Genomic DNA, 22,329 nt, shown 5'->3' with positions numbered 1-22,329 from the left:
GTAGGCAATCCGGTACGGCATGCCGGACCCGAGGGGAAGTGAGCGGGTACGGCGTGCGGCCCGGTTGCCCGATAAGGCGTGGGCGCGCGCCTGTCGGTGGGACGATACGAAGGGATGAAACGATGAAGTGGCGAGGTCGCAAGATGACAAGGTGACGCAACGCAGGCAGGCGATGCCTCCTGCCTGCGCGCGTCATGCCGCATTGCCGGATCACGGCAACACGGCGAGGGGCGGTGTGACTCGCGCCGGACGGCCCCGGGAACATCCAGACATCCGATGCGATTCGTTCGCGCGGCGCACGCGATGCCATCGACGCGCTGCGCGTGCGGCAACGATCGCCGGGACCACGCACCGCGACGTCAGGCTTGCGCCATGCGGCCGCGTGAACTTACGGATTGGAGCGCCGAATTTCGCCGTTCTGGCGCGCCTGCACGAGTTCCTGATAGACCTGAGCGCGGCTCTTGGCCGGCGCCTGGCTCTTGAACGTGGCAAGGGCCGGATACTCGTAGTCATTTTGCGGGATCAGTTCCTGAGCCCGGGCGTCGGCCAGTTCCTGCCTTACCTGGTCACGGGTGATCTGCGAGGTTTGCGGCACCCACGCAAGTTGCGAACCTTCAGGATAGGCGTCACTGGTGCGTGCGGCCTGGGCGAAAACCGAACCTGCGGCGGCAGCCAACATGGCCGAGACGAGCGCCGAAGCGATGAGCTTGCGATTCATGGCGATAACTCCTGTTCTTCTGTGTTGCGGGGGCGCGCAATGCATGGGTACCGGCTTTGCCGGTATGCGTTGTGCGCGACCGTTGAAGGCAGTGTAGGCCTGGGGCTATCGCAGAAAAACGGCAATTGAGCCAATAAATAATTACGCGAATCGCAACAATCGAGGCGCGGCTATCGAGTGGGCGCCCACCGGAAGGCGGGGGAAGGCGGGGGAAGGCGGGGGAAGGCGGGGGGGCGGTCGGGAAGGCGGCCGAGCCGGACGGACATTGCGCTCGCGGCAACCCGAAGCCGACACGAAAACGCCACCCGAAGGTGGCGTCGGTACGTGGCCGGCCGGGCTGAGACAGATGCGCGATACTCAGCGTGTCGCAATGGCGACGGCCGCGCCGGCCATGACCGTGCCGGTGGCGCGGTTCAGGCGTCGCACCGCGCGTGCCGAACTGAGCAGGCGTCGCGCCCGGGCGGCGAGCACGATATAGGTGCCGAACACGAGCGTGAGCACCGCCAACGTGACGCCGACGACTTCGAGATAACCGAGCGCCGTCACGCGCTGGAGATCCAGCAGGTTGGGCAGCAGCGCGAAATAGAACACGACCACTTTCGGATTGCCCATCGTGACCGACAGGCCGCCGAGAAAGAGGCGCCACGATCGTTCGCGCGGCACGGCGGCCATCGGCTCGGTCGGCGCAATCGCCGGGGCGTGCCACATCTTCCATGCGAGATAGAGCAGATACGCCGCCCCCGCGTACTTGATCGCGAGGAATACGCCCGAGAACGTGTGTGCCAGCGCAGCGACGCCGAGCACCGCGAGCGTGAGCCACACGACATCTCCGATCGCCACGCCGGCCGTGAAGGCGATGGCGCCCTGCGTGCCGCGCCCGAGCACGCGCGCGACGATCGCGGCAATGCCGGGCCCCGGGGTGCCGGCGCCCACGAGCAGGGCCAGCGCAAAAGTCAGCAAATGTGTCCAGTCCATCAGCGCGTCTCCTCGCTTCGACGACAAGTCATCATGCACGAGAGCGCGGCCGCGCCGTGCGCTCGATGCTCACATCGATCCGTTTCGCCTCAGGCCCCGATCCACGGCAGACCGCGGAAGCACCACCCGCTCACTTGCTTGCGGTGTCCGGCGCTGTCCTTGTCGCCTTCGAAGCCCTCGAGAATGTCGAACGACTGCGTGTAGCCCGCTTCGTAAGCCACCTTCGCCGCGGCCTTCGAGCGCGCAGCGCTGCGGCACAGGAACAGCAGCGGCGTGTTCTTGTCCTGTGCCTGCGACGCGAGTTGCTCGAGGAAATGCTCATTGGGCACGCCACCCGGGTAACGCACCCATTCGACGTTGGCGTACTGGCCGTCGGGGACTTGCGGGCGGCCGACCCAGTCGAGTTCGGCGCGCGTGCGAACGTCGATCAGACGCACGTTGGGATCGGCGTTGAGCAGGGCCAGCGCCTCTTCCGGCGTCACGGCACCCGCGTAGGCGAGCTGGCCGCTGGCGCGGCGTTGGGCGGCTTGCTCGAGAATGGCTTTGGCGCTTGTCATATTGCTGTGATCTCGTTGGTCGATGGTTTGTCCTGCATTCTAGCGTGCCCTCGCAGCGAGATGCGCTTTGCGTGACATCCGGTCGTCTCCCGATACGTCACGAGGCCGTCCGCTACGTGCCGAGGACGTCCGATACGTCCGATACGTCCGATACGTCCGATACGTCCGAGCGTCGGATACGGCGGACGGCGGATATGCCAGATACGGCGCACCGCGGACGGGCTCGGCCCGCGTTTCGACACGACGGCGTTTCAGGACGAAGGCATCAAAGCGGTGCGTCGCAATGCACGATGACGGGTCGCGAATGTCGTCTGGCAGCACTAAAAAGGTGCATAATCGCAATATGCCCCATATTGGGGATGTGGGAACCGGAAATGCACCAAAGTGGGGAATGCCGGTCCGCGAGCAGGGAATTCGGGCGAGCGCGCCCTCGCCCGGTTATTCCTTTAGAAATCAGGGGGACGGCGCGCGGCGAACCGGACATCCGGTCAGAGGTGAGGGGGTGGCACGCTTCCTGCTTATCACTGGCGAATCCGAACACGGAGTTCGTTAAGAGGGTGCGGCGATGCGGGCGACGAGCGCCAGCAGCGCCAGATTGAATCTTTCGGGAGATAGCATGAGCAAATCTGTGGCAGATGTGATGAATCTGGTCAAGGAAGAAGACGTCAAGTTCGTCGACTTCCGCTTTACCGATACGCGCGGCAAGGAGCAACACGTCTCGGTGCCGGTGTCGCACTTCGACGCCGACAAGTTCGAGAGCGGCCACGCGTTCGACGGTTCGTCGATCGCCGGTTGGAAGGGTATCGAAGCCTCGGACATGCTGCTGGTGCCGGACGCCAACACTGCCTATATCGACCCGTTCTACGAAGAAAGCACCCTGGTGCTGACCTGCGACGTGATCGAGCCGGCCGACGGCAAGGGCTACGACCGCGATCCGCGCTCCATCGCCAAGCGCGCCGAAGCCTACCTGAAGAGCACGGGGCTGGGCGACACCGCCTTCTTTGGTCCGGAGCCGGAGTTCTTCATTTTCGACTCGGTCCAGTGGAACACGGACATGTCGGGCACGTTCGTGAAGATCAACTCGGAAGAAGCGCCGTGGTCGTCGTCGAAGGAATTCGACGGTGGCAACACCGGCCACCGTCCGGGCACGAAGGGCGGCTACTTCCCGGTGGCGCCGGTCGACACGTTCCAGGACATGCGCTCGGAAATGTGCCTGCTGCTCGAGCAACTGGGCGTGCCGGTCGAGGTGCACCACCACGAAGTGGCGGGTCAGGGCCAGAACGAAATCGGCACGAAGTTCTCGACGCTGGTTCAGCGCGCCGACTGGACGCAGATCCTGAAGTACGTCGTGCACAACGTGGCGCACAGCTACGGCAAGACGGCCACGTTCATGCCGAAGCCGGTCGTGGGCGACAACGGCTCGGGCATGCACATCCACCAGTCGATCTGGAAGGATGGTCAGAACCTGTTCGCCGGTAACGGCTACGGCGGCCTGTCGGAGTTCGCGCTGTACTACATCGGCGGCATCATCAAGCACGCCCGCGCGCTCAACGCGATCACGAACCCGTCGACGAACTCGTACAAGCGCCTCGTGCCGCACTTCGAAGCGCCCGTGAAGCTGGCCTATTCGGCCCGCAACCGTTCGGCCTCGATCCGCATTCCTTACGTTGCCAACCCGAAGGGCCGCCGCATCGAGGCGCGCTTCCCGGATCCGATGGCCAACCCGTACCTGGCCTTTGCCGCCATGCTCATGGCCGGCCTGGACGGCGTGCAGAACAAGATCCACCCGGGCGAGGCTGCCGACAAGAACCTGTACGACCTGCCGCCGGAAGAGGATGCCAAGATCCCGACCGTGTGCTCGAGCCTCGAGCAGGCGCTGGAGTACCTGAACGAAGACCGCGAATTCCTGACCCGAGGCGGTGTGTTCACCGACGGCATGCTCGATTCGTACATCGCGTTGAAGACGGACGAAGCGCGTCGTGTGGCCATGACCACGCACCCGCTCGAGTTCGAACTGTACTACTCGCTGTAAGCGAATCGCCGCGCAGGGAATGCGCCGGCATGACGGAACGCCAGCGGCCGACCGTCATGCTCGACAAGCACGGGGGGATGGCCGCGGCCGTCCCCCTTTTTTGTCTGCGGCGCGTTATAGACCATGTAGCCCTTCATGAACCTATCGCCTGGATCCCTGATGAAAAGTGTTCGCGCTGCTGCGAAGGGAACGGCCGGGAACGGCTCGCCGTCGGCGTCCGACGACTCCGCGCTCGCCGGGGCGGCGGGTGCGTCCCCCGAGACGACCGATCTGCGCGCGGCGGCAGACGCCGCCGAGCTGTGGGAAGCGCGCCTCGCGGCGACCGGCATGCTCCCCGGCCTCGAAGCCTTGCCCACCGTGCTGCTGGTGCTGGAGAAGTACACGCTGCGCGTCGTCTTCGCCAATCCGGCGGCCGAAGCGCTGCTCGCGCTCTCGCGCCGCTCGCTCTCGCAGATGACGTGGAACGACGTGTTCACCAACGGCGACGTGCTCGCGTCGACGATGTCCGAGCTCATCGGCAATCACTTCCAGTCGACGCGCCTCGATCTGGTGCTCGAACGCACCGCGCAGGAGCCGCTGCACACGCACGCGATCGTGGCCGCACCGGAAGCGGCGCCTGACTTCGTGATCGTGGAGCTCATCGAGAACGAGCAGAAGCTCAAGAACGAGCGTGAGGAGCGCATCATCGATCAGGCCTTGATGAACAAGCAGCTCATTCGCAATCTGGCGCACGAGATCAAGAACCCGCTGGGCGGCATCCGTGGCGCCGCACAACTGCTCGAGTTCGAGCTCGAGCAGCGCGAGCTGCGCGAGTACACGCAGGTCATCATCAAGGAGTCCGACAGGCTGCAGACGCTCGTCGATCGCCTGCTCGAGCCGCACCGGCATCCGTACATCGCCACGGACGTGAACATCCACGAGGTGTGCGAGCGCGTGCGTTCGGTGGTGCTGGCCGAGTTTCCGCAGGGCCTGTCGATCGAGCGCGACTACGACGTGAGCCTGCCCGACTTCCGGGGCGACAAGGAGCAACTCATACAGGCGCTGCTCAACATCGTGCGCAACGGCGCCGAGGCGCTGCGCGAGCAGATCGCGAGGGGCGACGCACGCATCGTGCTGCGTACACGAGTGGCGCGAAAGATCACGATTGCCAAACGACTGCACAAGCTGGCATTGGAATTGCATGTGATCGACAACGGGCCCGGCATTCCCGCCGACATTCGTGACCGCATCTTCTATCCGCTCGTCTCCGGACGCGATGGCGGAAGCGGCCTCGGACTCACGCTGGCGCAGTCATTCGTGCAGCGCCACGACGGTCTGATCGAATGCGAAAGCCGGCCTGGACGGACGGATTTCCGAATCCTGCTGCCCCTGGGCTGATGCGGCCCTTACGCCGTCGGCCGTAGTCACTGCGGCCGGGCATAGACGTTACACGGTGAACAATGAAGCCGATCTGGATAGTAGACGACGACCAATCGATTCGATGGGTGCTGGAAAAGGCGCTCACGCGCGCCAACTTGCCGGTACGCAGCTTTACGGGACCGCGCGAAGCGAGCGCGGCGCTCGAACACGACTCGCCGCAAGTGCTGGTCTCGGACATCCGCATGGCGGGCGGCTCCGGCCTCGAATTGCTGCAGGCGGCCAAGCAGCGCCACCCGGGGTTGCCGGTCATCATCATGACGGCCTTCTCGGATCTGGACAGTGCGGTCGCGGCGTTTCAAGGCGGCGCCTTCGAGTATCTCGCCAAGCCGTTCGACGTGGACCGCGCGGTCGAGCTGATTCTGCGTGCCGTGGAGGAGAGCCTGCGCGAGGCGACCGACGACGAACGCATGACCGAAGAGCCCGAAATCCTCGGGCAGGCGAGCGCGATGCAGGATGTGTTCCGGGCCATCGGCCGGTTGTCCCATTCGAGCGCGACCGTGCTCATCACCGGCGAGTCCGGCTCCGGCAAGGAACTCGTCGCGCGCGCGCTGCATCGCCATTCGCCGCGTGCGTCGGGCCCGTTCATTGCACTCAATACCGCCGCGATTCCAAAGGATTTGTTGGAATCCGAATTGTTCGGTCATGAGCGCGGCGCGTTTACCGGCGCCCAGGCCACGCGCCGCGGGCGCTTCGAACAGGCCGAAAGCGGCACGTTGTTCCTCGACGAAATCGGCGACATGCCGCTCGATCTGCAAACGCGTTTGCTGCGCGTACTCTCGGACGGTAACTACTACCGCGTGGGCGGCCACAGCCCGATCAAGGCGAACGTGCGCGTGATTGCCGCCACGCACCAGAACCTCGAAGACCGGGTGCGCCAGGGGCTGTTCCGCGAAGACCTGTATCACCGCCTGAACGTGATTCGCCTGCGCCTGCCGTCGCTGCGCGAGCGTAGCGAGGACATTCCGCTGCTCGTGCGGCACTTCCTGCAAAAGAGTGCGCGCGAGCTTGGCGTGGAGACCAAGCGCATCAGCGAGGCGGCGTTGGCGCATCTCACGCGCTTCCCGTTTCCGGGCAACGTGCGGCAACTGGAGAACCTGAGTAACTGGCTCACGGTCATGGCGCCCGCGCAGACCGTCGAGATCAAGGACTTGCCGCCGGAATTCCAGTCGCTGGCGCCCGCATCGACGCCAGCGCCCGCCGGCGCGGCCAATCCGGTGCCGACCTACACCGCCGGCGCCTCGCCGGCGAGCGCCGCGCCCGGGATGCCGTCTTCCGGCTATGGCACGGTGGTTCCGACCTCGTCGTTCGGGGCGCCGCCCTCCGGCGGTATGCCGTCGGGCAGCGGCGCGCTCGCGGCAACGGGGGAGACGGCTGCCGGCGAGAGCTGGGAGCCCATTCTGCGCCGCGAGGTGGCACGCCTGCTGCGCTCGGCGTCGCCCGATGTCATGGACCAGCTCACGCGCCGTTTCGAGACGGCGCTGATCAACGAAGCCCTCGACTTCACGCGCGGGCGCAAGGTCGAAGCGGCCAGCCGTCTGGGCATCGGCCGCAACACCATCACCCGAAAGATTCAGGAGCTGGGACTGGAAAGCTGAGGGCAATCGCGGTAGGCTCCCTCGTTTCACCAATCAACGACGAGGGAGTCGGATCATGGCAAGACGCATCCTGTTGACGGGCGCCACGGGGCAGGTCGGCTGGGAACTGGCACGCTGCCTGCAGGGCATGGGCGACGTGCATGCTCCGAGCCGGGCCGAGATGGATCTGCTCGACACCGACAGCGTGGTGCGCACGGTGCGCGATTTCGCGCCGGACCTGATCATCAATCCGGCGGCCTATACGGCGGTGGACCGCGCGGAAACCGAAGAAGCCGCGGCGCATCAGGTCAACGCGATCGTGCCGGGCGTCATGGCCGAAGAGGCCGCGCGCCGCGGGGCGCTGATGGTGCATTACTCCACCGACTACGTTTTCGACGGCACCTCGCGGACGCCGTATCGCGAAGACGACCCCACCCATCCGCAAAACGCCTACGGCCGCACGAAGCTGGCCGGCGAAGCGGCGATTGCCGCGAGCGGCGCAAACCATCTGGTGCTGCGCACGAGCTGGGTGTACGGTTCGCGCGGCGCCAACTTCCTGTTGACGGTGCAGCGGCTCGCGCGAGAGCGTGACGAACTGCGCATCGTGGCCGATCAGTACGGTGCGCCGACGTGGTGCCGCACGATTGCAGAGCTTACGTCTCAAGTGCTCGCGCAGGGACTGACCGAGCAGGGCGTGGACACCGACTTCTGGCGCGAGCACGGCGGCCTCTATCACATGAGCGCGGGCGGACAGACGACCTGGCATGGCTTCACCGAGGCGATCCTCGAGCGCAGCGCTACGCAGAAGCGTCCGAGCGTTGTGGCGATTCCGACTTCTGCCTATCCGCTGCCGGCTAAACGCCCGGCCTATTCGGTGCTCGACAACGACAAACTGGCCCGCACGTTCGGCGTGCGCGCGCCTGATTGGCGCGATGCGCTGACGCTCTGTCTCGCATAAGACCCCTTCCCACCGGGGCCGCACGTCGATTCGGAAATTCCTCAACGCGCGGCCTCCACGGCTTTCTGCAACATGATGGCTTTTTGCGCGCGGGCGTGAGCGCGCGACGAGGAGCTACGCATGATGCGATTCCCGAACGCGAGTCCCGACGCACGGCATCCGATGGCGTTGCCGTCGGCGGTCGCAGCAGCATCGGCCATTGACCCGGCCGGGCCGGCGAACGAACCCGGCGCACCGCCCCGGGCGCTGCAGCTCGCGATGCTTCGCGCGAGTGTGAGCGAGCGGCGCGAGATCGCACAGCAGGTCGCCTGGATCACCCACATGATGGCCGCGGACTCGCGTGAGGAAAGACACAGCGCGCGTGCCGACGTCGTCACGCAAACGTTGCCGCTTGCCAGGTCCGCGGCCGCACGCGTCTGGCGGGTGCGCTTCGCCCATTTGTGCGAGGCGGGCAAGGCCGCGGACGTCGCGGGCGAGCTCGTGAAGTGGTGCAAGGCGGCGCGTTCGCGGTCCGAGCCGGCGTGGCGCTGGTTCGCCCTTCCCGGCGAACCGTTCCACGACCCGGCGGCATACCGCGGGACCCCGTTGCGCGAATGGCCCGCCCCGGTTGTCGCGATGGTGCTGTCGCTTTCGCGCCTGCGCGGCGCGAATCTGTCCGATCTTTCGCTACCGGCCGGCGACCTTCGCGGCATCGTGGCCGACGGCACCCACCTCGCCGGCGTCAATGGCAACGGCGCCTGGTGGAGCGGTGCATCGCTGCGCAACGCCGGATTCGATCATTCGCATCAGGTCGATGCCGACTTCGAATCGGCCGATTTGCGAGGCGCGGTCTTCAGCGCGGCGGACCTGACCCGCGCCCGGCTTTTTCGCGCGGACCTGCGGGGCGCGACCTTGCAAGACACGGTGATGCGTGATGCGAATCTCGGCGAGGCGAAGTGTCAGGGCTTGACGTTTCGCCGCGTCCGGCTCGATGAGGCCTCGTTTCAGCGCGCACGCCTTCACGGCGCCAGCTTCGAGGGCGGGAGCGCGCGCGGCATGCGGCTCACGGCGGCGCAAGCCAGGCAGACGCGCTGGACGGCGATGGCCATGCCGCAGTGCAATGCGTGCGGGGCCGACTTGCGCGGTGCGGAATTTCGCGAATGCGATCTCACGGGCTGGCAGGCCCGTGGGGCGAAGCTCACCGGTGCGTCCTGGGTGGCGTGCGACCTGCGCGGCGCACGGTTTTGCGGCGCAAGGCTCACGGACGTCCGGCTCGGGGCAGGTTGCAATCTCGCCGGCACGCAGTGGCAAGGCGCGCGACTGCGGCTCGATGCGCACTGGCTGCGCAGCCTGCCGCCCGAGCAACTCGACAAGGTCGCGCGATCGTGGATGACCTTGCCTGCCGACGCGCCTGCACTGCGCGCCGACGTCTTCGCGCAGCTGCTCAGGGCGATAAGCGCGGGGCCCGTCCTGGGTGCAGACGCCGCGCGCGCACCGGCATTGCCCCGTCTGCCGTTGCATGTGCAATGCAGCGAATGGCTCGGCAGGCTGCTGACGGCGGGAGGCGATGTGGGTGGCGTGGGCGATCACGATGCATTTGCCGGGTTGCGGCGGCAATGGCTGACGCGGACGCTGCGCCGGCTGGCGGAAGTGAAGCTCACCGGCGAGCAGGCCGCATGGATCTTGCCGGCGCTCATGGCGACGCTGGAGACACGCTGCAATACGGCGTCGCCGGCCGAGGTGCGCGCGCTCGCCGCACCGATGTGCCAGGCGCTGTTCTGGGCGGGCGAGGGGGCCGGCGGCATCGGCGCCGCGCGCGCCCGGCGTCTTCGCGCGGCCTGGTTCGGCGCGCTGCCCGCGCCGCTGCATGCGGCGCTCTCGCTCGATGGCGTGGACGCCTTCGACCCGTCGTTCGTGCTGCTGACGAATGGCGATGTGGCCCTGCGTGTGCCGACGCGCTGTCTTGCGATGGTGTTCGACGCCCGGCACGCCGCCTTGCCGGCGACGGTGCCGGACCTGCACTGGCTGGGCGCGCGCGCCGTGGCCCGCAACGCCGTCCGCGCTGTCCGCGCCGTCTCCGGCCACTCCGATGCCACCGATGCCACCGACGCCTCTGACGACTTCCTGCCGGCCACGCCGTCACAGGTGCATGCATTGTTGCGCGAGTCCGGCTGCCTGGCCGATCTGTGGCCGACGCAGCGCTCGCTCGACGGCTTCGTCCGCTTGCTGGGACGCTGGGTCGGCGCCGCGCTGGCGAGTGACGCGCATGCGATCATTCGGAACCGGCCGCATCCCGCCGCCGGCTCACCGGCGCCATGGGTGCAGGCGGCTCCGTCCGAATTTCCGCTGGCGATCGCCGAGCGATTCGACGCGACGGTGCGCAGGGAGGGCGCGTCGATGATGCCATGGCTGCGCCGCGAAGCCCATCGGGATATCGAGGAAGTGTTCAGCCATGCGCCGCGGCTGGCCGAAGGGGGCGGTGCGTGCCGGGACGTCTCGATATCGCGTGGCGCGTGGCTGGCGGCGCTCGCGGGCGGCCTTGCGTGGCTTTCCACACAGCCCGACCGGCCGGCGAAGGCACGCGGCGCCCCGGGGGGCACAGGCATTTCTTCGCCCAACGGCGCGCGTCAGGCGCTCTACCGCAGCTACGCGCTCGCCCTGCTCAACGAATCGATGGCGGGGTTGGTGGGAAGGCCAGGGACGACAGGGACCGGCGCGGCGGCGCCCATGGCGGAAGTCGAGGCGTTGCGCGGCAGTCTCGCGGCCTCCGGCGCCGATGCGGTCTCGCCGGAGCAGCTTGGCGCTCACCTCCTCGGCTGGCTCGCGAGTTCCCCCGTGCGCGGCCTGCGCGGGCTGGCCGACGCGTGCCGTCACACGCTGCCATGGGACTGGGCCATGCGCCTGCCGTTGCCGCCCGCGACCTTGCGCCGCGTTATCGAGCCGCGGCCATTGCCGCCCGATGGGGAGCGGACGGATCGACACCGTTCGGATTGACACCGTTTTTGGCCCGTATTTGGCCGTCAGGGCGCCTCGGCTTTCGTGGTAAAAATACGGACGCGCATGACGTTTCCTTTCGACGGAATACGCATCCAAGCCGTTTGGGGCCGGTCGAAATCGGGCGAACGGGCGGCTTGTGTGGTTGGCGACATTTGCAGGGGTGTTGGTCTCGCATGACAGCACGAAGAGGGGCGCCTAGGATGCGCCCCCGCATGCTGGAGTGCTGGGAAGGCCGACGCCTCGTTCCCAGGCTCTCAAGGGTGTCACACCCTCCCAGGCATCATGCATTCGACTAGTACTGCGTCAGGCTATCCGGGGTTCGTGGCGGTCAACCGCCGCGAGCTTGACGCGCGCGCTCCGCTTTCATGGCCGTTGTTCGACGCCGACGGCACGCCCCTGCTGGCCGCAGGCGAACGGCTGCCGTCCGAAGCCGACCTCGACTGGCTTTTCACGATGTTCGCGCCGCACCGGCCGCTGCCCGAGGCGGCAGTGACAGGCGAGGCTGCCGGCCGGGGCGAGGCCGCCAACGCCGCGTCGCCGCTGAGCGCGCCCGCATCCACCGTCTACTTGCAAGGCTTGCCCGTGCCGCTGCCGATCGGCGCCTGGCTGCAGGTGCGCGTCGCGCCGGAGGCCGAGACCACGCGCGTGCGCGCGCGCCTGATCGGGCGTGCGCCCAACGGCATGCTGATCATCACGCCGCCGTCCTCGGCGCAGGCACGACTGCCCGTCGTGGCGGGCGATACGCTGGCGCTGTGGACGTTCCCCGGCGACAACCTGTACGAGTTCATGTGCGACGTACACAGCATTCACCAGGGGCCGTTCGATTACGTGGTCCTGTCGCGCCCCGCGCAGGTGCGCGAGACGCCGGTGCGGCGCACGCCGCGCGTCGACACGCGGCTGGTGGCGCGGCTGTCGCCGCTCGATGAAACCTCGCGCGCGTCGTTCACGCGCATGCTGGCCGACCCGCAGGACACGCCGGAGTGGCTCGTGCTCGTGCGCGACATCAGCGCCGACGGTGCCGGGATCGTGGCGAAGGCGCCGCTGCCCGAGGGCTGTCACCTGGTCGCGCTGCAATTTCGCGTGCCAGTCGGGGCCGACGTCGTGCCCATTCTCGGCATGGCGGCTGTGCGCAGTGCCGATGGTCCGCGCGCGGACGGCACCTGGGTGTACGGGCTCGAATTCATGCAGATGGATATGCGCAACAAGGCGGCGATCCGCTGCTTCGTCTACGAGTCCCGCCTGACGGATCCGCGCACGGGACAGTGACTCGCGGCTTCAAGGAAAAGAGAACGGCGCCCGCGCCGGGTGCCGTTCCTGTGGATACCGGGGGCGACGCGCAATGCGCTACGGTGCGGCGGCGGTTCAGTCCTTGAACGTGGCGACGACCGGCGCGTGATCGGAGGGCTGTTCCCACGTGCGCGGCACGCGATCGATTTCGCAGGCCGTGCAGCGTTCGGCGAGCGTCGACGACACGAGGATGTGATCGATGCGAAGCCCGGCGTTGCGGCGGAACGCGCCCATGCGGTAGTCCCACCAGCTGAAGGTCTTCTCGGGCTGCTCGAACATGCGGAACGTGTCGCGCAGGCCCAGTCCCTGCAGGCGGGCAAATGCCTGACGCTCCTGCGGCGAGACCAGGTTCTCGCCTTCCCACTTCGCCGGATCATGCACGTCGCGGTCTTCCGGCGCGATGTTGTAGTCGCCGAGCAGTGCGAGCTGGGGGTGGCGCTCCATTTCGTCGGAGATCCAGTGGGTGAGGGCGTCGAGCCAGTTCAGCTTGTATGCGAACTTTTCCGAGCCCACGGCCTGTCCGTTCGGAAAGTACCCGCACACGATGCGTACCCCGGCGACGGTGGCGGCAATGAGGCGCCGCTGGTCGTCGACGAAGTTCGGCAGGTTCTTCACGAGGTCCGTGGCCTCGCCCACCTTGGCATGATTGATGAGCAGCGCAACACCGTTGTAGGTCTTCTGCCCGGTGAAGTGGGACGTATAGCCGAGCGCGGCGAGCTCCGTGATCGGAAAGTTCTCGTCCGTGAGCTTCAGTTCCTGCAGACACAGGACGTCGACCGGATTGCCGCGCAGCCAATCCTGCACGTGAGCGAGGCGAACTTTGAGCGAGTTGACGTTCCAGGTGGCGAGTTGCATGAAAATCGGTTCTCTTCTTTACGGAGCGTGATAGGGCGCGTGATGGGGCGCGTGATAGAGCGCAACGGGCATAGGGCGCGACAGGGCGGGCGCCGGCTCAGCGCTTCTCGCGCTGCGCCGCGGCATCGGCGGCTGCCTCGTTGCCTGCCGGCAGCCGCGGCACGCCGACGAAGTCGTCGAGCGAAAGACCTTTCTCCCTGAGCAGCGCTTCGAGCACCGGTTGCAGGCGTCCGAGACTTTCCTGAACCGCTTCGCGCACCGTGTCCACCACCACCTGCGTGCTGCGCTCGATCTCGATATTGACGCGCGTGCCCGCCGCCTTCTCTTCGAACGTCGTCATGCGGCGCGTTTCCGGAATGAGCCAAACCTCGAACCAGCCTTCCTGGCGATTGACTTCGGAGACGGTGAGGCTCGCGCCGTTGATCGCGATGTACCCCTTGGCGAACACGTACTTGCGAAACGCCTCCGGAATCGCAATGCGCAGTACGCGGTTCGTGTCGGACGTGCGAACGCTCAGGATCTCGGTCGAAAAATCGATATGTCCGGACAGCGGGTGCCCGCCGATCTCGGCGCCATCCTTGGCAGCGCGCTCGACGTTGACCTTCGCGCCGACGCCGAAGCCGCCCAGCGTGGTCACGTTCAGGCTCTGGAGGATGACGTCGAACGACGCCGCCGTCGGCGAGATCAACTGCGTGACCGTAAGGCAGACGCCGTCGACCGAGACGCTGGCGCCCAGCGTGAGCTCGTCGCAAAAACCTTCGGGAAAGGCCAGCGTCAGCGTGCGCATGCCGTCGCGCGCTTCGATGGACGACAGCGTGGCCGTGCCTTGAACAATTCCGGTAAACATCGTGATGTCGGTAAAGAGAGTCGGATAAGCCTGATTGCTATGCCGCCGTATTCTACTGCCTCAAGGCGAGATGCCGCTCGTCGCGCAACGTGCTACGATGCCGCCTTTTCACGGGATCGACATGGGTTTCGAAGGCTGCCTGCCGGCGGACGACGGCGGCCCCGGCATCGACCTCTGAGCGCGGAATTCATACGGCGCGCCTCGCACCTCGCAGGCCGCCCCTACGGAAAGCATCATGACGCAGACAAAATTTGAACTTCAGAAGCGCCGCGGCCTGAAGATCGACGCCGGCGTGCGTCGCGGCCCGCCCACGGGCAGGCGCGTCGGCGCACAAGGCAAACGTGGTGCTGGCGGGAGCAAGCTGCTCGGCGCCTTGCTTGGCACGCCGGTCGATGCGCAGGCGACGCCGGAAGAGGGCGATCCGCGCGCAGCGGCAGACCCGCAAGGCGGCAAGCAGGACTGAGCGCTACGCAGCGGGCGGCGCTGCCGCTCAGGGCACGATCGCGAGGAACAGGAAGGCCGCGAACAGCACCAGATGGACGGCGCCCTGCAGCACCGTGGTGCGTCCGGTGCCCAGCGTGATCACCCCCACGAGCAGCGTGACGGCCAGCAGCACCATCTCCTTGGGCGCGAGGCCGAGTTCGATCGGCTGGCCGAGCAGCAGTGACACCGCGGCCACCGTCGGAATCGTCAGGCCAATACTCGCCAGCGCGGAGCCCAGCGCCAGATTCAGGCTCGTCTGAAGCTTGTTGGCACGGGCCGCGCGCAGCGCGGCGAGCCCCTCCGGCAACAGGACCAGCGCCGCAATCACGATCCCCACCACGGCTTTCGGCGCGCCCGCCTCGGCCACCGCGCTTTCCACCGCCGGCGAGAGCTTCTTCGCAAGGCCGACGACGGCGAGCAGCGCGACGATCAGCAACCCCAGACTCAACACCGCCGTGCGGCGCGACGGCGGCGGCACGTGCACCTCCTCGCCAGGCGCTTTCGAGAGGAAATAGTCGCGATGGCGCACCGTCTGCACGAATACGAACACCATGTACAGCACGAGCGAGATCATGCCCTCGAAGGCCAGTTGCGACGCGGTGAGTCCCGGGCCGAGCACCGAACTCGTGTAGTTGGGCAGCACCAGCGTGAGAACGGAGAGCACGCACAGCACGGCCAGCGCCGCACTGGCGCCTTCCACGGTAAAGCCCTGCGTGTGATGCCGCACGCCGCCGAAGAGCAGGCACAGGCCGACGATGCCCGTCGAGACGATCATGATCGCCGCGAAGACCGTATCGCGCGCCAGCCCCGCCTTGTCGGGGCCGCCGGAGAGCATGACCGACACGATCAGCGCCACTTCGATGATGGTCACCGCCACGGCAAGCACGAGCGTGCCGAACGGCTCGCCGACCTTGTGCGCGACGGTCTCGGCGTGGTGCACGGCGCAGAACACGGCGCCGGCGAGCGCGGCGGCGCATAGCGCCAGCGCCGCGCCATACGGCAGGAAGTCGGCAATGCCGAGCACGATAAGTGCCACGATCGGCATGTACACGGTCCAGTGGCCCAGCTTGGCGGTCTTTGAGGAGGACATCGTCGGAGACTCCAGAATTCAGAAAACGGCGTACCACTCGTGACTCGAGGTACGGACGGTGCGGTACGGCTGAATGGGTTGCGGCGGGAACGTTGCCCCGGCAAGAACGCCGAAGCGGCGAATCATGGTCGCAGAAAAGTGACACCCCGACAACAGAAAGGCGCGTCATCGGACGCATCCGTGCGTGCGTCGCGCACGGACTGACCTGCACAGCCGCCAACGGCGCCTGGCCCGAGCCGGCTTCGAGCGCGGGCGCGTCCTGAAATTCCCGGGGAGACCGGAGATGGGAGATGGGGGACGTATGACACGCAAAGGCCGCCACGTTGACAACAGGCGAGCGACGCGGGTAATGTTCGTTCAATGGTCTTACCACTAAACGACACGGGGTCGCACTGTCGTTCAGTGATTCCTTGGGTTCGTCATCTCGCTTGCCGCCATGTCCTTCGATCCGATCGTCCAGGTTTCCGTCTCCGAGCAAGTGGCGCAGCGTCTGCTCACGATGATCCGCACGGGGCTGCTCAAGCCCGGACAGCAGTTGCCGCCCGAGCGCGAGCTCGCCAGCATGCTCGGCGTCGGGCGCCCGGCCGTGCGCGAGGCGATCCGCGGCCTGGCGCTGCTTGGCCTGCTGCGCATCCGTCAGGGCGAGGGCACCTTCGTCGGATCGCTGCAGACGCGCGAACTGCTCGAGCCGCTCGAAATGGTCATCGAGCTCAACGCGGGCACGCTCGACGCGCTGTTCGACGCGCGTCTCGTCATCGAGCCGGGCGTGGCCGCGCAGGCCGCCACGCACATGAGCGAGGCCGACCTCGCGCGCCTGCACGCTCTCGTCGACGACGAGCAAGCGCTCCTTGGCAACCCGGAACGGTTCTCGGCGCTCGACATGGCCTTTCACGAAACGATCATCGACGCCTGCGGGAACCCGTTTCTGCAGAGCATTGCGAACAGCCTCTATTTGCTCGGCAAGAAAAGCCGCGGCGTGACCTCGCGCATCGACGGTGTACTGCGGCGCAGCCTCGAGGATCATCGCGGCATCGTGGCGGCGCTCGAAGCGCGTGATCCCGCGCGAGCGGCACAAGCCATGCGCCAACACCTGAGCCGGGTGCGCGACGCTTTCGCAGCGTCCCAGGCGGCGGGCGCCGAGGTCGAAGCCGACGGCAACGCCGTGGCGTGACGCCCCCCCGATCCAACGCTCAAGACACTTTCCCTGGCCCTGGAGGAGACATTCATGACTGGCCGACTGGCGGGCAAGACCGCCGTCATTACCGCTGCCGCGCAAGGCATCGGACGCGCGAGCGCCGAGGCGTATCTGCGCGAAGGCGCGCGCGTCATCGCAACCGACCTCAACGCGCAGACACTGTCGCGACTCGAGGACCATCCCAATCTCGTGCGACGTCCCCTCGACGTGACGGACGCGGCGGCCGTGACGGCGCTGGCCGGGGAGCTCGGCGCCGTCGACGTGCTGTTCAACTGCGCAGGCTTCGTTCACCACGGCTCGATTCTCGACTGCGACGAAGCCGCGTGGGACTTCTCGTTCGACCTGAACGTGAAGAGCATGTACCGCACCACGCGCGCCTTCTTGCCCGCCATGCTCGCGGCCGGACGCGGGTCGATCATCAACATGTCGTCGGCGGCGTCGAGCGTGAAGGGGGTGGCCAACCGCTGCGTCTACGGCGCGAGCAAGGCGGCGGTGATCGGACTCACGAAGTCGGTTGCGGCCGATTTCGTGGCGCGCGGCATTCGCTGCAATGCGATTTGCCCCGGCACGGTCGAATCGCCGTCGCTGCGCGAGCGCATCGCCACGCAAGCCGACGCGGCGGGGAGCACGCTGGCGGCCGTGCGCGAGCAATTCGTCGCCCGTCAGCCGATGGGGCGAGTGGGAACGCCGCAGGAGATCGCGGCGCTGGCCGTCTACCTGGGCTCGGACGAGTCCGCCTTCACGACCGGCGCGATTCACCTGATCGATGGCGGCTGGTCTAACTGACCTTGTCGCGGCGAACCATTTTTTTCAATCTACGAGGAGAACCGTTTTGAAACTGCTGCGTTACGGCCCGAAGGGCCAGGAAAAGCCGGGACTGCTGGATGCCGACGGCAAGGTGCGCGATCTGTCCGGCGTGCTCGCCGACATCACGCCCGCGACGCTCACGCCGCAAGGGTTGGCGGCGCTGCGTGCGCTCGATGTGAATACGCTGCCGGTGGTGGCGTCGCCGGGGCGCCTGGGCGTGCCGTTCTCCGGCGTGGGCAAGTTTCTCGCCGTCGGCCTGAACTACAGCGACCACGCCGCGGAGGCTGGTCTCGCGGTGCCTGCGGAGCCGGTGCTCTTCACCAAGTGGGAGAACTGTCTGAATGGCCCGAACGACCCCGTGGTCCTGCCCCGGGATTCGGTCAAGGGCGACTGGGAAGTGGAGCTCGGCTTCGTCATTGGCACCACGGCGCGATACGTGCCGCTCGAGCGCGCGCTCGACTACGTGGCGGGTTATTGCGTGGTCAACGACGTGTCCGAGCGCGAGTACCAGATCGAGCGCGGTGGCACGTGGGACAAGGGCAAGGGCTTCGACACGTTCGGCCCCGTCGGGCCGTGGCTAGTCACGAGCGACGAAATTCCCGATCCGCAGAAGCTCGGCATGTGGCTCGACGTGAACGGCACGCGGCGTCAGACGGGTAACACGTCGACGATGATTTTCAGCGTCGCCTATCTCGTGCACTACCTGAGCCAGTTCACCACGCTCAAGCCCGGCGATCTCGTGACCACGGGCACGCCGCCGGGCGTGGGCATGGGCCACAAGCCGCCGATCTTCCTCAAGCCGGGCGACGTCATGCGGCTGGGTATCGACGGGCTGGGCGAGCAGACGCAGACCGTGCACGCCTACGACACGCGCTGGCTCGACTGACCGATTCTCTTCACATCCATCCTGTACGGTGACGGATTTGCGGCGGCGCCGTGCGCTGCCGCTTCGGCCATCGACAGTACCGGGAGTCATTCACCATGCAAGACCTGAAAGGCAAATTCGTTCTGATCACTGGCGCGAGCACCGGCATTGGCGCGGCGGCCGCGAAGGCGTTCGCGGCGCAGGGAGCGAACGTCGCCATTCACTACAACCGCTCGGCGCAGAAGGCCGACGAGGTGGCCGCCGCCGTGCGCGCGCATGGCGTGAAGGCGATGACGGTGGCCGCCGACGCCGCCGACTCGGACGCGGTGAATGCCGCCGTCGCGCACGTGCTCGACGGCTTCGGGCGCATCGACGTGCTGATCAACAACGCCGGCAGCCTTGTCAAGCGCACGCCCTTTACCGAGGTGACGGACGCGTACTTCGACGAAGTGCTCAACGTCAATGCGCGCTCGGTGCTCGCGTTCTCGCGCGCCGTCGTGCCGGCCATGCGCCGGCAGGGCGGCGGCGCCATCGTCAACGTCACGTCGATCGCCGCGCGCCATGGCGGCGGCCCCGGCGCGCTCATATATGCGGCGGCCAAAGGATTCGTCAGCACGCTCACGCGCGGCATGGCCAAGGAACTGATGCCGGATCGCATCCGCGTGAACGCGGTCTCGCCGGGCGTGATCATGACGCCGTTTCACGAGCAATTCAGCACGCAGGCGCAGATCGACGCGTTCCGTCAGAGCATTCCGATGGGGCGTCTGGGCGAGCCGGACGAGTGCTCGGGCGCGTTCCTGTACCTTGCATCCGAGACGCTCGCGAGCTACGTGACGGGCCAGATCATCGAAGTCAACGGCGGTCAGCTGATGGTTTGATCCGGCGCGGCAGCCCGCGATCGCCGTGGGCGCCGCGGTGCGGGTGGCGGGGGATGGACGGAAGAGGGACGGGAGAGGGGCGGGAGAGGGGCGGGAGAGGGGCGGGATGTCGCCGCCGTGGGCCTGGGCCGATGCTGCAACGTCCCCGGAAAATTCCGCGTGCGTATTGCCGGGCGGCGCAAAGTCGGGCCCGGCGCACGCTCACGGGTTCGCTTCGTGCGCGAATGCTGGCACACTTGCCTCATTCGTCCGCACGGGCCCGCATCGAGACGAGGGCTGACCGGACGCAACCATCGAGGGGCAAATGGAACGGTGTCCGTGGAGTGAAGGTTTCGAGCTGTACCGTCGGTATCACGACGAAGAGTGGGGCGTGCCGTTGCGCGATTCGCGCGCGTTGTTCGAGCTGTTGATGCTCGAAGGCGCGCAGGCGGGCTTGTCGTGGGCCACGATCCTCAAGAAACGCGAGAGCTACCGCAAGGCATTCGACGGCTTCGACCCGGTGCGCATCGCGGCATACGGGCCGGAGGACGAGGCGCGGCTCATGGCGGATGCCGGTATCGTGCGCAATCGTCTGAAGGTCAACGGGGTGATCAGGGGCGCGCGGGCCTATTTGGCGATGGAGGCGGCGGGCACGCGGTTTAGCGACTTCGTCTGGCAGTTCGTCGGTGGGGAGCCGCTGCAGAATCATTGGGCGTCGCTTGCCGAGGTGCCGGCGAGCACGGCGGTCTCCGACGCGATGAGCCGCGCGCTGAAGAAGGCCGGCTTCACGTTCGTGGGCTCGACGATCTGCTACTCGTTCATGCAGGCGGCAGGGCTCGTGAACGACCATCTCGTCGCGTGTGCGCGCCACAAGGCCGTAAGGCGTCTGGCCGGCGGCGCGGCGCGCGCGCAGGCGCCGAAACGGCATGCGGGTGCAGCGTCGGCTACAATCGCGCCTGACGAATCAGGATCTGCCTAATGTTCAGCTACCGCCACGCCTTTCACGCCGGCAACCACGCCGACGTACTGAAACACTTCATCGCCGTCGAATGCATCGACTACATGCGCCAGAAAGATACGGCGTTCTGGTACATCGACACGCATGCGGGCGCAGGCGGCTATGCGCTCGACGGCAAATGGGCCGACAAGACGGGCGAGTACGAGACCGGCATCGGGCGACTGTGGACGCGCAACGATCTGCCTGCCGCGCTGGCCGATTACGTCACACTCGTGCGCGAGTTCAACCCGGACGGCAAGCTGACCTACTACCCCGGCTCGCCGTACTTCGCCCTGCAATTGCTGGGCGATCGCGATCGTTTGCGTCTGTTCGAGGCGCACCCGACGGAGCAGGACGTATTGCGCGAGAATTTCGAGGCGCAAGGCCGGGCGGTCGCGCGTCGCACCATGATCTTCGGCGCCGATGGCTTCGCGGGACTCAAGACGATTCTGCCGCCGGCTTCGCGCCGCGCGTTCACGCTGATCGATCCGTCATACGAGGACAAGCGCGATTATGCGCGGGCGACGCAGACCGTGCAGGAAGGCCTCGACCGCTTCCCGACGGGGATGTACGCCGTGTGGTATCCGCTGGTCCAGCGCCGCGAGGCGGCACAACTGCCCGAGCGCATGAAGCGACTCACCATCAACGGCCAGCCGATCAAGAACTGGGTCCACGCGGCGCTGACCGTATGCAATCCCGTGCCGGGCGGGCTGGGGCTGCATGGCAGCGGCATGTTCATCGTGAATCCGCCATACACGCTGCAGGACACCCTGAAAGCAACCTTGCCGTACCTCGTCAAGACGCTGGGTCAGGACAAGGGCGCGCAATTCCTGCTCGAAGGCAAGCAGGCCTGACGCGACGTCGGGCGCCCGGCGTCATTGCCGGGCGTCGGAGCATTGGCGCATTGGCGTTTGCCGAACGTGCCGCGATGCTCGCGATCGGCCTTCGCCACCTTCGCCACCTTCGCCACCTTCGCTACCTTCGCTACCTTCGCTACCTTCGCTACCCGCGCGCCGACGGCATTACTTGCGGGCTGCCGGGGCTTCGTATGGCAGCGACAGCAGCTCGTCCGGCGACAGATAACGCCACTCGCCCAGGGCGAGGTTTCCCATCGGCAGTCCGCCGATGGCGGTTCTGACGAGTGCCTCCACCCGGTTGCCGGCCGCTGCGATCATGCGCTTGACCTGATGGTATTTGCCTTGCGTGATCGTCAGCGCAATCTCGTGCGATGACGGGCTCTCCACGTCAGTGGCCGCGAGCGGCTCGGTTTCGTCGCGCAACATGACGCCGTCGCGCAACGCCTCGAGCATTTCCGGTGTCACGGGGTGCCGGGTCGTCGCCAGATAGCGCTTGGGGACGTGCCGGCGCGGCGACATCATGGCGTGCAGGAACGGCCCGTCGTCGGAGAGCAGAAGCATGCCGGTGGTGTCCTGATCGAGCCGCCCGGCCGGCTGCACGCCGCGCACGGCGAGCGGGAGCGGGAGCAGGGAATGGACGCCCTCGTGGTGCGTCGGGCTGGTGGAGCACTCGTAGCCGGCGGGCTTGTTGAGCAGAATGTAGACGTGCTCGCGATACTCCCACGTCTGGCCGTCGAGCGTGAATTGCAGTCCCGTGGGGTCGACCGACTCGCGCGGGTTGTCGTGCACCACGCCGTCGATGGCGAAGGCGCCGCTGGCAATGAGCTTGCGGCACATCTTGCGGCTGCCGAAGCCCTGCGATTGCAATAAACGTTCTAGCTCGATGATCCGCTCTCCGTCTGGCATCGTGAAATCAGGCCGCTATTGTAGCGGCCTCGCGCGGACGATGCCCTGCGGCGACCGTGTCAGCGAATGCCCGG

General features: G+C 66.9%; 20 protein-coding genes. 13 read left to right on the top strand and 7 right to left on the bottom strand.

Annotation, left to right across the window (positions count from 1 at the left end; translation table 11 throughout):
- Positions 1 to 388 precede the first annotated feature (388 nt).
- The 3 genes from CDN36_RS12265 to CDN36_RS12255 all read right to left on the bottom strand — a co-directional run bounded on the left by CDN36_RS12265 (position 389) and on the right by CDN36_RS12255 (position 2,250).
- Positions 389 to 718, bottom strand: a complete 330-nt coding sequence (locus CDN36_RS12265) for a DUF4148 domain-containing protein (protein WP_174966382.1) — start codon at positions 716 to 718, stop codon at positions 389 to 391.
- A 357-nt stretch (positions 719 to 1,075) separates the two neighbouring features.
- On the bottom strand, positions 1,076 to 1,693 hold the full coding sequence (locus tag CDN36_RS12260; protein ID WP_150556002.1) for a LysE family translocator: 618 nt from the start codon (positions 1,691 to 1,693) through the stop codon (positions 1,076 to 1,078).
- Positions 1,694 to 1,782: 89 nt separating this feature from the next.
- A complete protein-coding gene (locus tag CDN36_RS12255; RefSeq protein WP_150556001.1) occupies positions 1,783 to 2,250 on the bottom strand; it encodes a rhodanese-like domain-containing protein in 468 nt (155 codons plus the stop codon).
- A 616-nt stretch (positions 2,251 to 2,866) separates the two neighbouring features.
- Between CDN36_RS12255 and glnA the strand changes: the two genes are divergently transcribed.
- The 6 genes from glnA to CDN36_RS12225 all read left to right on the top strand — a co-directional run bounded on the left by glnA (position 2,867) and on the right by CDN36_RS12225 (position 12,475).
- Positions 2,867 to 4,282 (top strand): type I glutamate--ammonia ligase, encoded by a 1,416-nt coding sequence (glnA, locus tag CDN36_RS12250; protein ID WP_150556000.1) that lies wholly within the window; start codon positions 2,867 to 2,869, stop codon positions 4,280 to 4,282.
- Positions 4,283 to 4,552: 270 nt separating this feature from the next.
- Complete coding sequence (gene glnL / locus CDN36_RS12245) at positions 4,553 to 5,659, top strand: nitrogen regulation protein NR(II) (RefSeq protein WP_150556019.1); 1,107 nt, start codon at positions 4,553 to 4,555, stop codon at positions 5,657 to 5,659.
- Between the two features lie 62 nt (positions 5,660 to 5,721).
- Complete coding sequence (ntrC, locus tag CDN36_RS12240) at positions 5,722 to 7,296, top strand: nitrogen regulation protein NR(I) (RefSeq protein WP_287496838.1); 1,575 nt, start codon at positions 5,722 to 5,724, stop codon at positions 7,294 to 7,296.
- A gap of 55 nt (positions 7,297 to 7,351) precedes the next feature.
- Positions 7,352 to 8,233, top strand: a complete 882-nt coding sequence (gene rfbD, locus CDN36_RS12235) for a dTDP-4-dehydrorhamnose reductase (protein ID WP_287496837.1) — start codon at positions 7,352 to 7,354, stop codon at positions 8,231 to 8,233.
- A 120-nt stretch (positions 8,234 to 8,353) separates the two neighbouring features.
- Entirely contained in the window at positions 8,354 to 11,206 is a 2,853-nt protein-coding gene (locus tag CDN36_RS12230; RefSeq protein WP_287496836.1) for a pentapeptide repeat-containing protein, read from the top strand.
- Between the two features lie 285 nt (positions 11,207 to 11,491).
- The gene (locus CDN36_RS12225; protein WP_150555996.1) at positions 11,492 to 12,475 is read left to right on the top strand and encodes a flagellar brake protein; all 984 of its coding nucleotides are present in this window, start codon (positions 11,492 to 11,494) and stop codon (positions 12,473 to 12,475) included.
- A 96-nt stretch (positions 12,476 to 12,571) separates the two neighbouring features.
- Here CDN36_RS12225 and xth read toward each other — a convergent pair whose 3' ends face one another.
- Positions 12,572 to 13,351: an exodeoxyribonuclease III gene (xth, locus tag CDN36_RS12220; RefSeq protein WP_150555995.1), complete on the bottom strand. Its 780-nt coding sequence runs from the start codon at positions 13,349 to 13,351 to the stop codon at positions 12,572 to 12,574.
- Positions 13,352 to 13,448: 97 nt separating this feature from the next.
- Positions 13,449 to 14,198, bottom strand: a complete 750-nt coding sequence (locus CDN36_RS12215; protein WP_150555994.1) for a riboflavin synthase subunit alpha — start codon at positions 14,196 to 14,198, stop codon at positions 13,449 to 13,451.
- A gap of 235 nt (positions 14,199 to 14,433) precedes the next feature.
- Here CDN36_RS12215 and CDN36_RS12210 point away from each other — a divergent pair, with 235 nt between their 5' ends.
- Entirely contained in the window at positions 14,434 to 14,661 is a 228-nt protein-coding gene (locus tag CDN36_RS12210; protein WP_150555993.1) for a hypothetical protein, read from the top strand.
- A 27-nt stretch (positions 14,662 to 14,688) separates the two neighbouring features.
- Here CDN36_RS12210 and CDN36_RS12205 read toward each other — a convergent pair whose 3' ends face one another.
- Positions 14,689 to 15,771 (bottom strand): calcium:cation antiporter, encoded by a 1,083-nt coding sequence (locus tag CDN36_RS12205; protein ID WP_150555992.1) that lies wholly within the window; start codon positions 15,769 to 15,771, stop codon positions 14,689 to 14,691.
- 436 nt (positions 15,772 to 16,207) lie between these two features.
- On the opposite strand from CDN36_RS12205, the gene CDN36_RS12200 reads away from it, so the two are divergent.
- The 6 genes from CDN36_RS12200 (at position 16,208) to CDN36_RS12175 (ending at position 21,346) form a co-directional block, all read left to right on the top strand.
- A complete protein-coding gene (locus tag CDN36_RS12200) occupies positions 16,208 to 16,942 on the top strand; it encodes a FadR/GntR family transcriptional regulator (RefSeq protein WP_287496835.1) in 735 nt (244 codons plus the stop codon).
- 54 nt (positions 16,943 to 16,996) lie between these two features.
- Complete coding sequence (locus CDN36_RS12195; protein WP_150555990.1) at positions 16,997 to 17,752, top strand: SDR family oxidoreductase; 756 nt, start codon at positions 16,997 to 16,999, stop codon at positions 17,750 to 17,752.
- Between the two features lie 46 nt (positions 17,753 to 17,798).
- Entirely contained in the window at positions 17,799 to 18,659 is an 861-nt protein-coding gene (locus tag CDN36_RS12190) for a fumarylacetoacetate hydrolase family protein (protein ID WP_150555989.1), read from the top strand.
- Positions 18,660 to 18,754: 95 nt separating this feature from the next.
- Positions 18,755 to 19,516, top strand: coding sequence for an SDR family NAD(P)-dependent oxidoreductase (locus CDN36_RS12185; protein ID WP_150555988.1), 762 nt, complete (start codon positions 18,755 to 18,757; stop codon positions 19,514 to 19,516).
- A gap of 304 nt (positions 19,517 to 19,820) precedes the next feature.
- Positions 19,821 to 20,474: a DNA-3-methyladenine glycosylase I gene (locus CDN36_RS12180; RefSeq protein WP_287496834.1), complete on the top strand. Its 654-nt coding sequence runs from the start codon at positions 19,821 to 19,823 to the stop codon at positions 20,472 to 20,474.
- Positions 20,474 to 21,346, top strand: a complete 873-nt coding sequence (locus tag CDN36_RS12175; protein ID WP_150555986.1) for a 23S rRNA (adenine(2030)-N(6))-methyltransferase RlmJ — start codon at positions 20,474 to 20,476, stop codon at positions 21,344 to 21,346. The genes CDN36_RS12180 and CDN36_RS12175 overlap by 1 nt, the downstream gene beginning before the upstream one ends.
- A 168-nt stretch (positions 21,347 to 21,514) precedes the next feature.
- Here CDN36_RS12175 and CDN36_RS12170 read toward each other — a convergent pair whose 3' ends face one another.
- Positions 21,515 to 22,234 carry a pseudouridine synthase gene (locus tag CDN36_RS12170; RefSeq protein WP_287496845.1) on the bottom strand — a complete coding sequence of 240 codons (720 nt, stop codon included), beginning with the start codon at positions 22,232 to 22,234 and terminating at the stop codon, positions 21,515 to 21,517.
- Positions 22,235 to 22,329 lie beyond the last annotated feature (95 nt).

It is taken from the genome of Pandoraea sp. CB10b_02 (genome assembly GCF_002216225.1).
In the GTDB taxonomy this organism is placed as follows: Bacteria; Pseudomonadota; Gammaproteobacteria; order Burkholderiales; family Burkholderiaceae; genus Pandoraea; species Pandoraea nosoerga.
This window is presented reverse-complemented; position numbering and strand designations above follow the sequence as displayed.

Excerpts from the sequence above, each read along its gene's own strand:
- CDN36_RS12265 (WP_174966382.1), bottom strand. The coding sequence starts at position 718 with ATGAATCGCAAGCTCATCGCTTCGGCGCTCGTCTCGGCCATGTTGGCT.
- CDN36_RS12260 (WP_150556002.1), bottom strand. The coding sequence starts at position 1,693 with ATGGACTGGACACATTTGCTGACTTTTGCGCTGGCCCTGCTCGTGGGC.
- CDN36_RS12255 (WP_150556001.1), bottom strand. The coding sequence starts at position 2,250 with ATGACAAGCGCCAAAGCCATTCTCGAGCAAGCCGCCCAACGCCGCGCC.
- glnA (WP_150556000.1), top strand. The coding sequence starts at position 2,867 with ATGAGCAAATCTGTGGCAGATGTGATGAATCTGGTCAAGGAAGAAGAC.
- ntrC (WP_287496838.1), top strand. The coding sequence starts at position 5,722 with ATGAAGCCGATCTGGATAGTAGACGACGACCAATCGATTCGATGGGTG.
- rfbD (WP_287496837.1), top strand. The coding sequence starts at position 7,352 with ATGGCAAGACGCATCCTGTTGACGGGCGCCACGGGGCAGGTCGGCTGG.
- CDN36_RS12230 (WP_287496836.1), top strand. The coding sequence starts at position 8,354 with ATGATGCGATTCCCGAACGCGAGTCCCGACGCACGGCATCCGATGGCG.
- CDN36_RS12225 (WP_150555996.1), top strand. The coding sequence starts at position 11,492 with ATGCATTCGACTAGTACTGCGTCAGGCTATCCGGGGTTCGTGGCGGTC.
- xth (WP_150555995.1), bottom strand. The coding sequence starts at position 13,351 with ATGCAACTCGCCACCTGGAACGTCAACTCGCTCAAAGTTCGCCTCGCT.
- CDN36_RS12215 (WP_150555994.1), bottom strand. The coding sequence starts at position 14,198 with ATGTTTACCGGAATTGTTCAAGGCACGGCCACGCTGTCGTCCATCGAA.
- CDN36_RS12210 (WP_150555993.1), top strand. The coding sequence starts at position 14,434 with ATGACGCAGACAAAATTTGAACTTCAGAAGCGCCGCGGCCTGAAGATC.
- CDN36_RS12205 (WP_150555992.1), bottom strand. The coding sequence starts at position 15,771 with ATGTCCTCCTCAAAGACCGCCAAGCTGGGCCACTGGACCGTGTACATG.
- CDN36_RS12200 (WP_287496835.1), top strand. The coding sequence starts at position 16,208 with ATGTCCTTCGATCCGATCGTCCAGGTTTCCGTCTCCGAGCAAGTGGCG.
- CDN36_RS12195 (WP_150555990.1), top strand. The coding sequence starts at position 16,997 with ATGACTGGCCGACTGGCGGGCAAGACCGCCGTCATTACCGCTGCCGCG.
- CDN36_RS12185 (WP_150555988.1), top strand. The coding sequence starts at position 18,755 with ATGCAAGACCTGAAAGGCAAATTCGTTCTGATCACTGGCGCGAGCACC.
- CDN36_RS12180 (WP_287496834.1), top strand. The coding sequence starts at position 19,821 with ATGGAACGGTGTCCGTGGAGTGAAGGTTTCGAGCTGTACCGTCGGTAT.
- CDN36_RS12175 (WP_150555986.1), top strand. The coding sequence starts at position 20,474 with ATGTTCAGCTACCGCCACGCCTTTCACGCCGGCAACCACGCCGACGTA.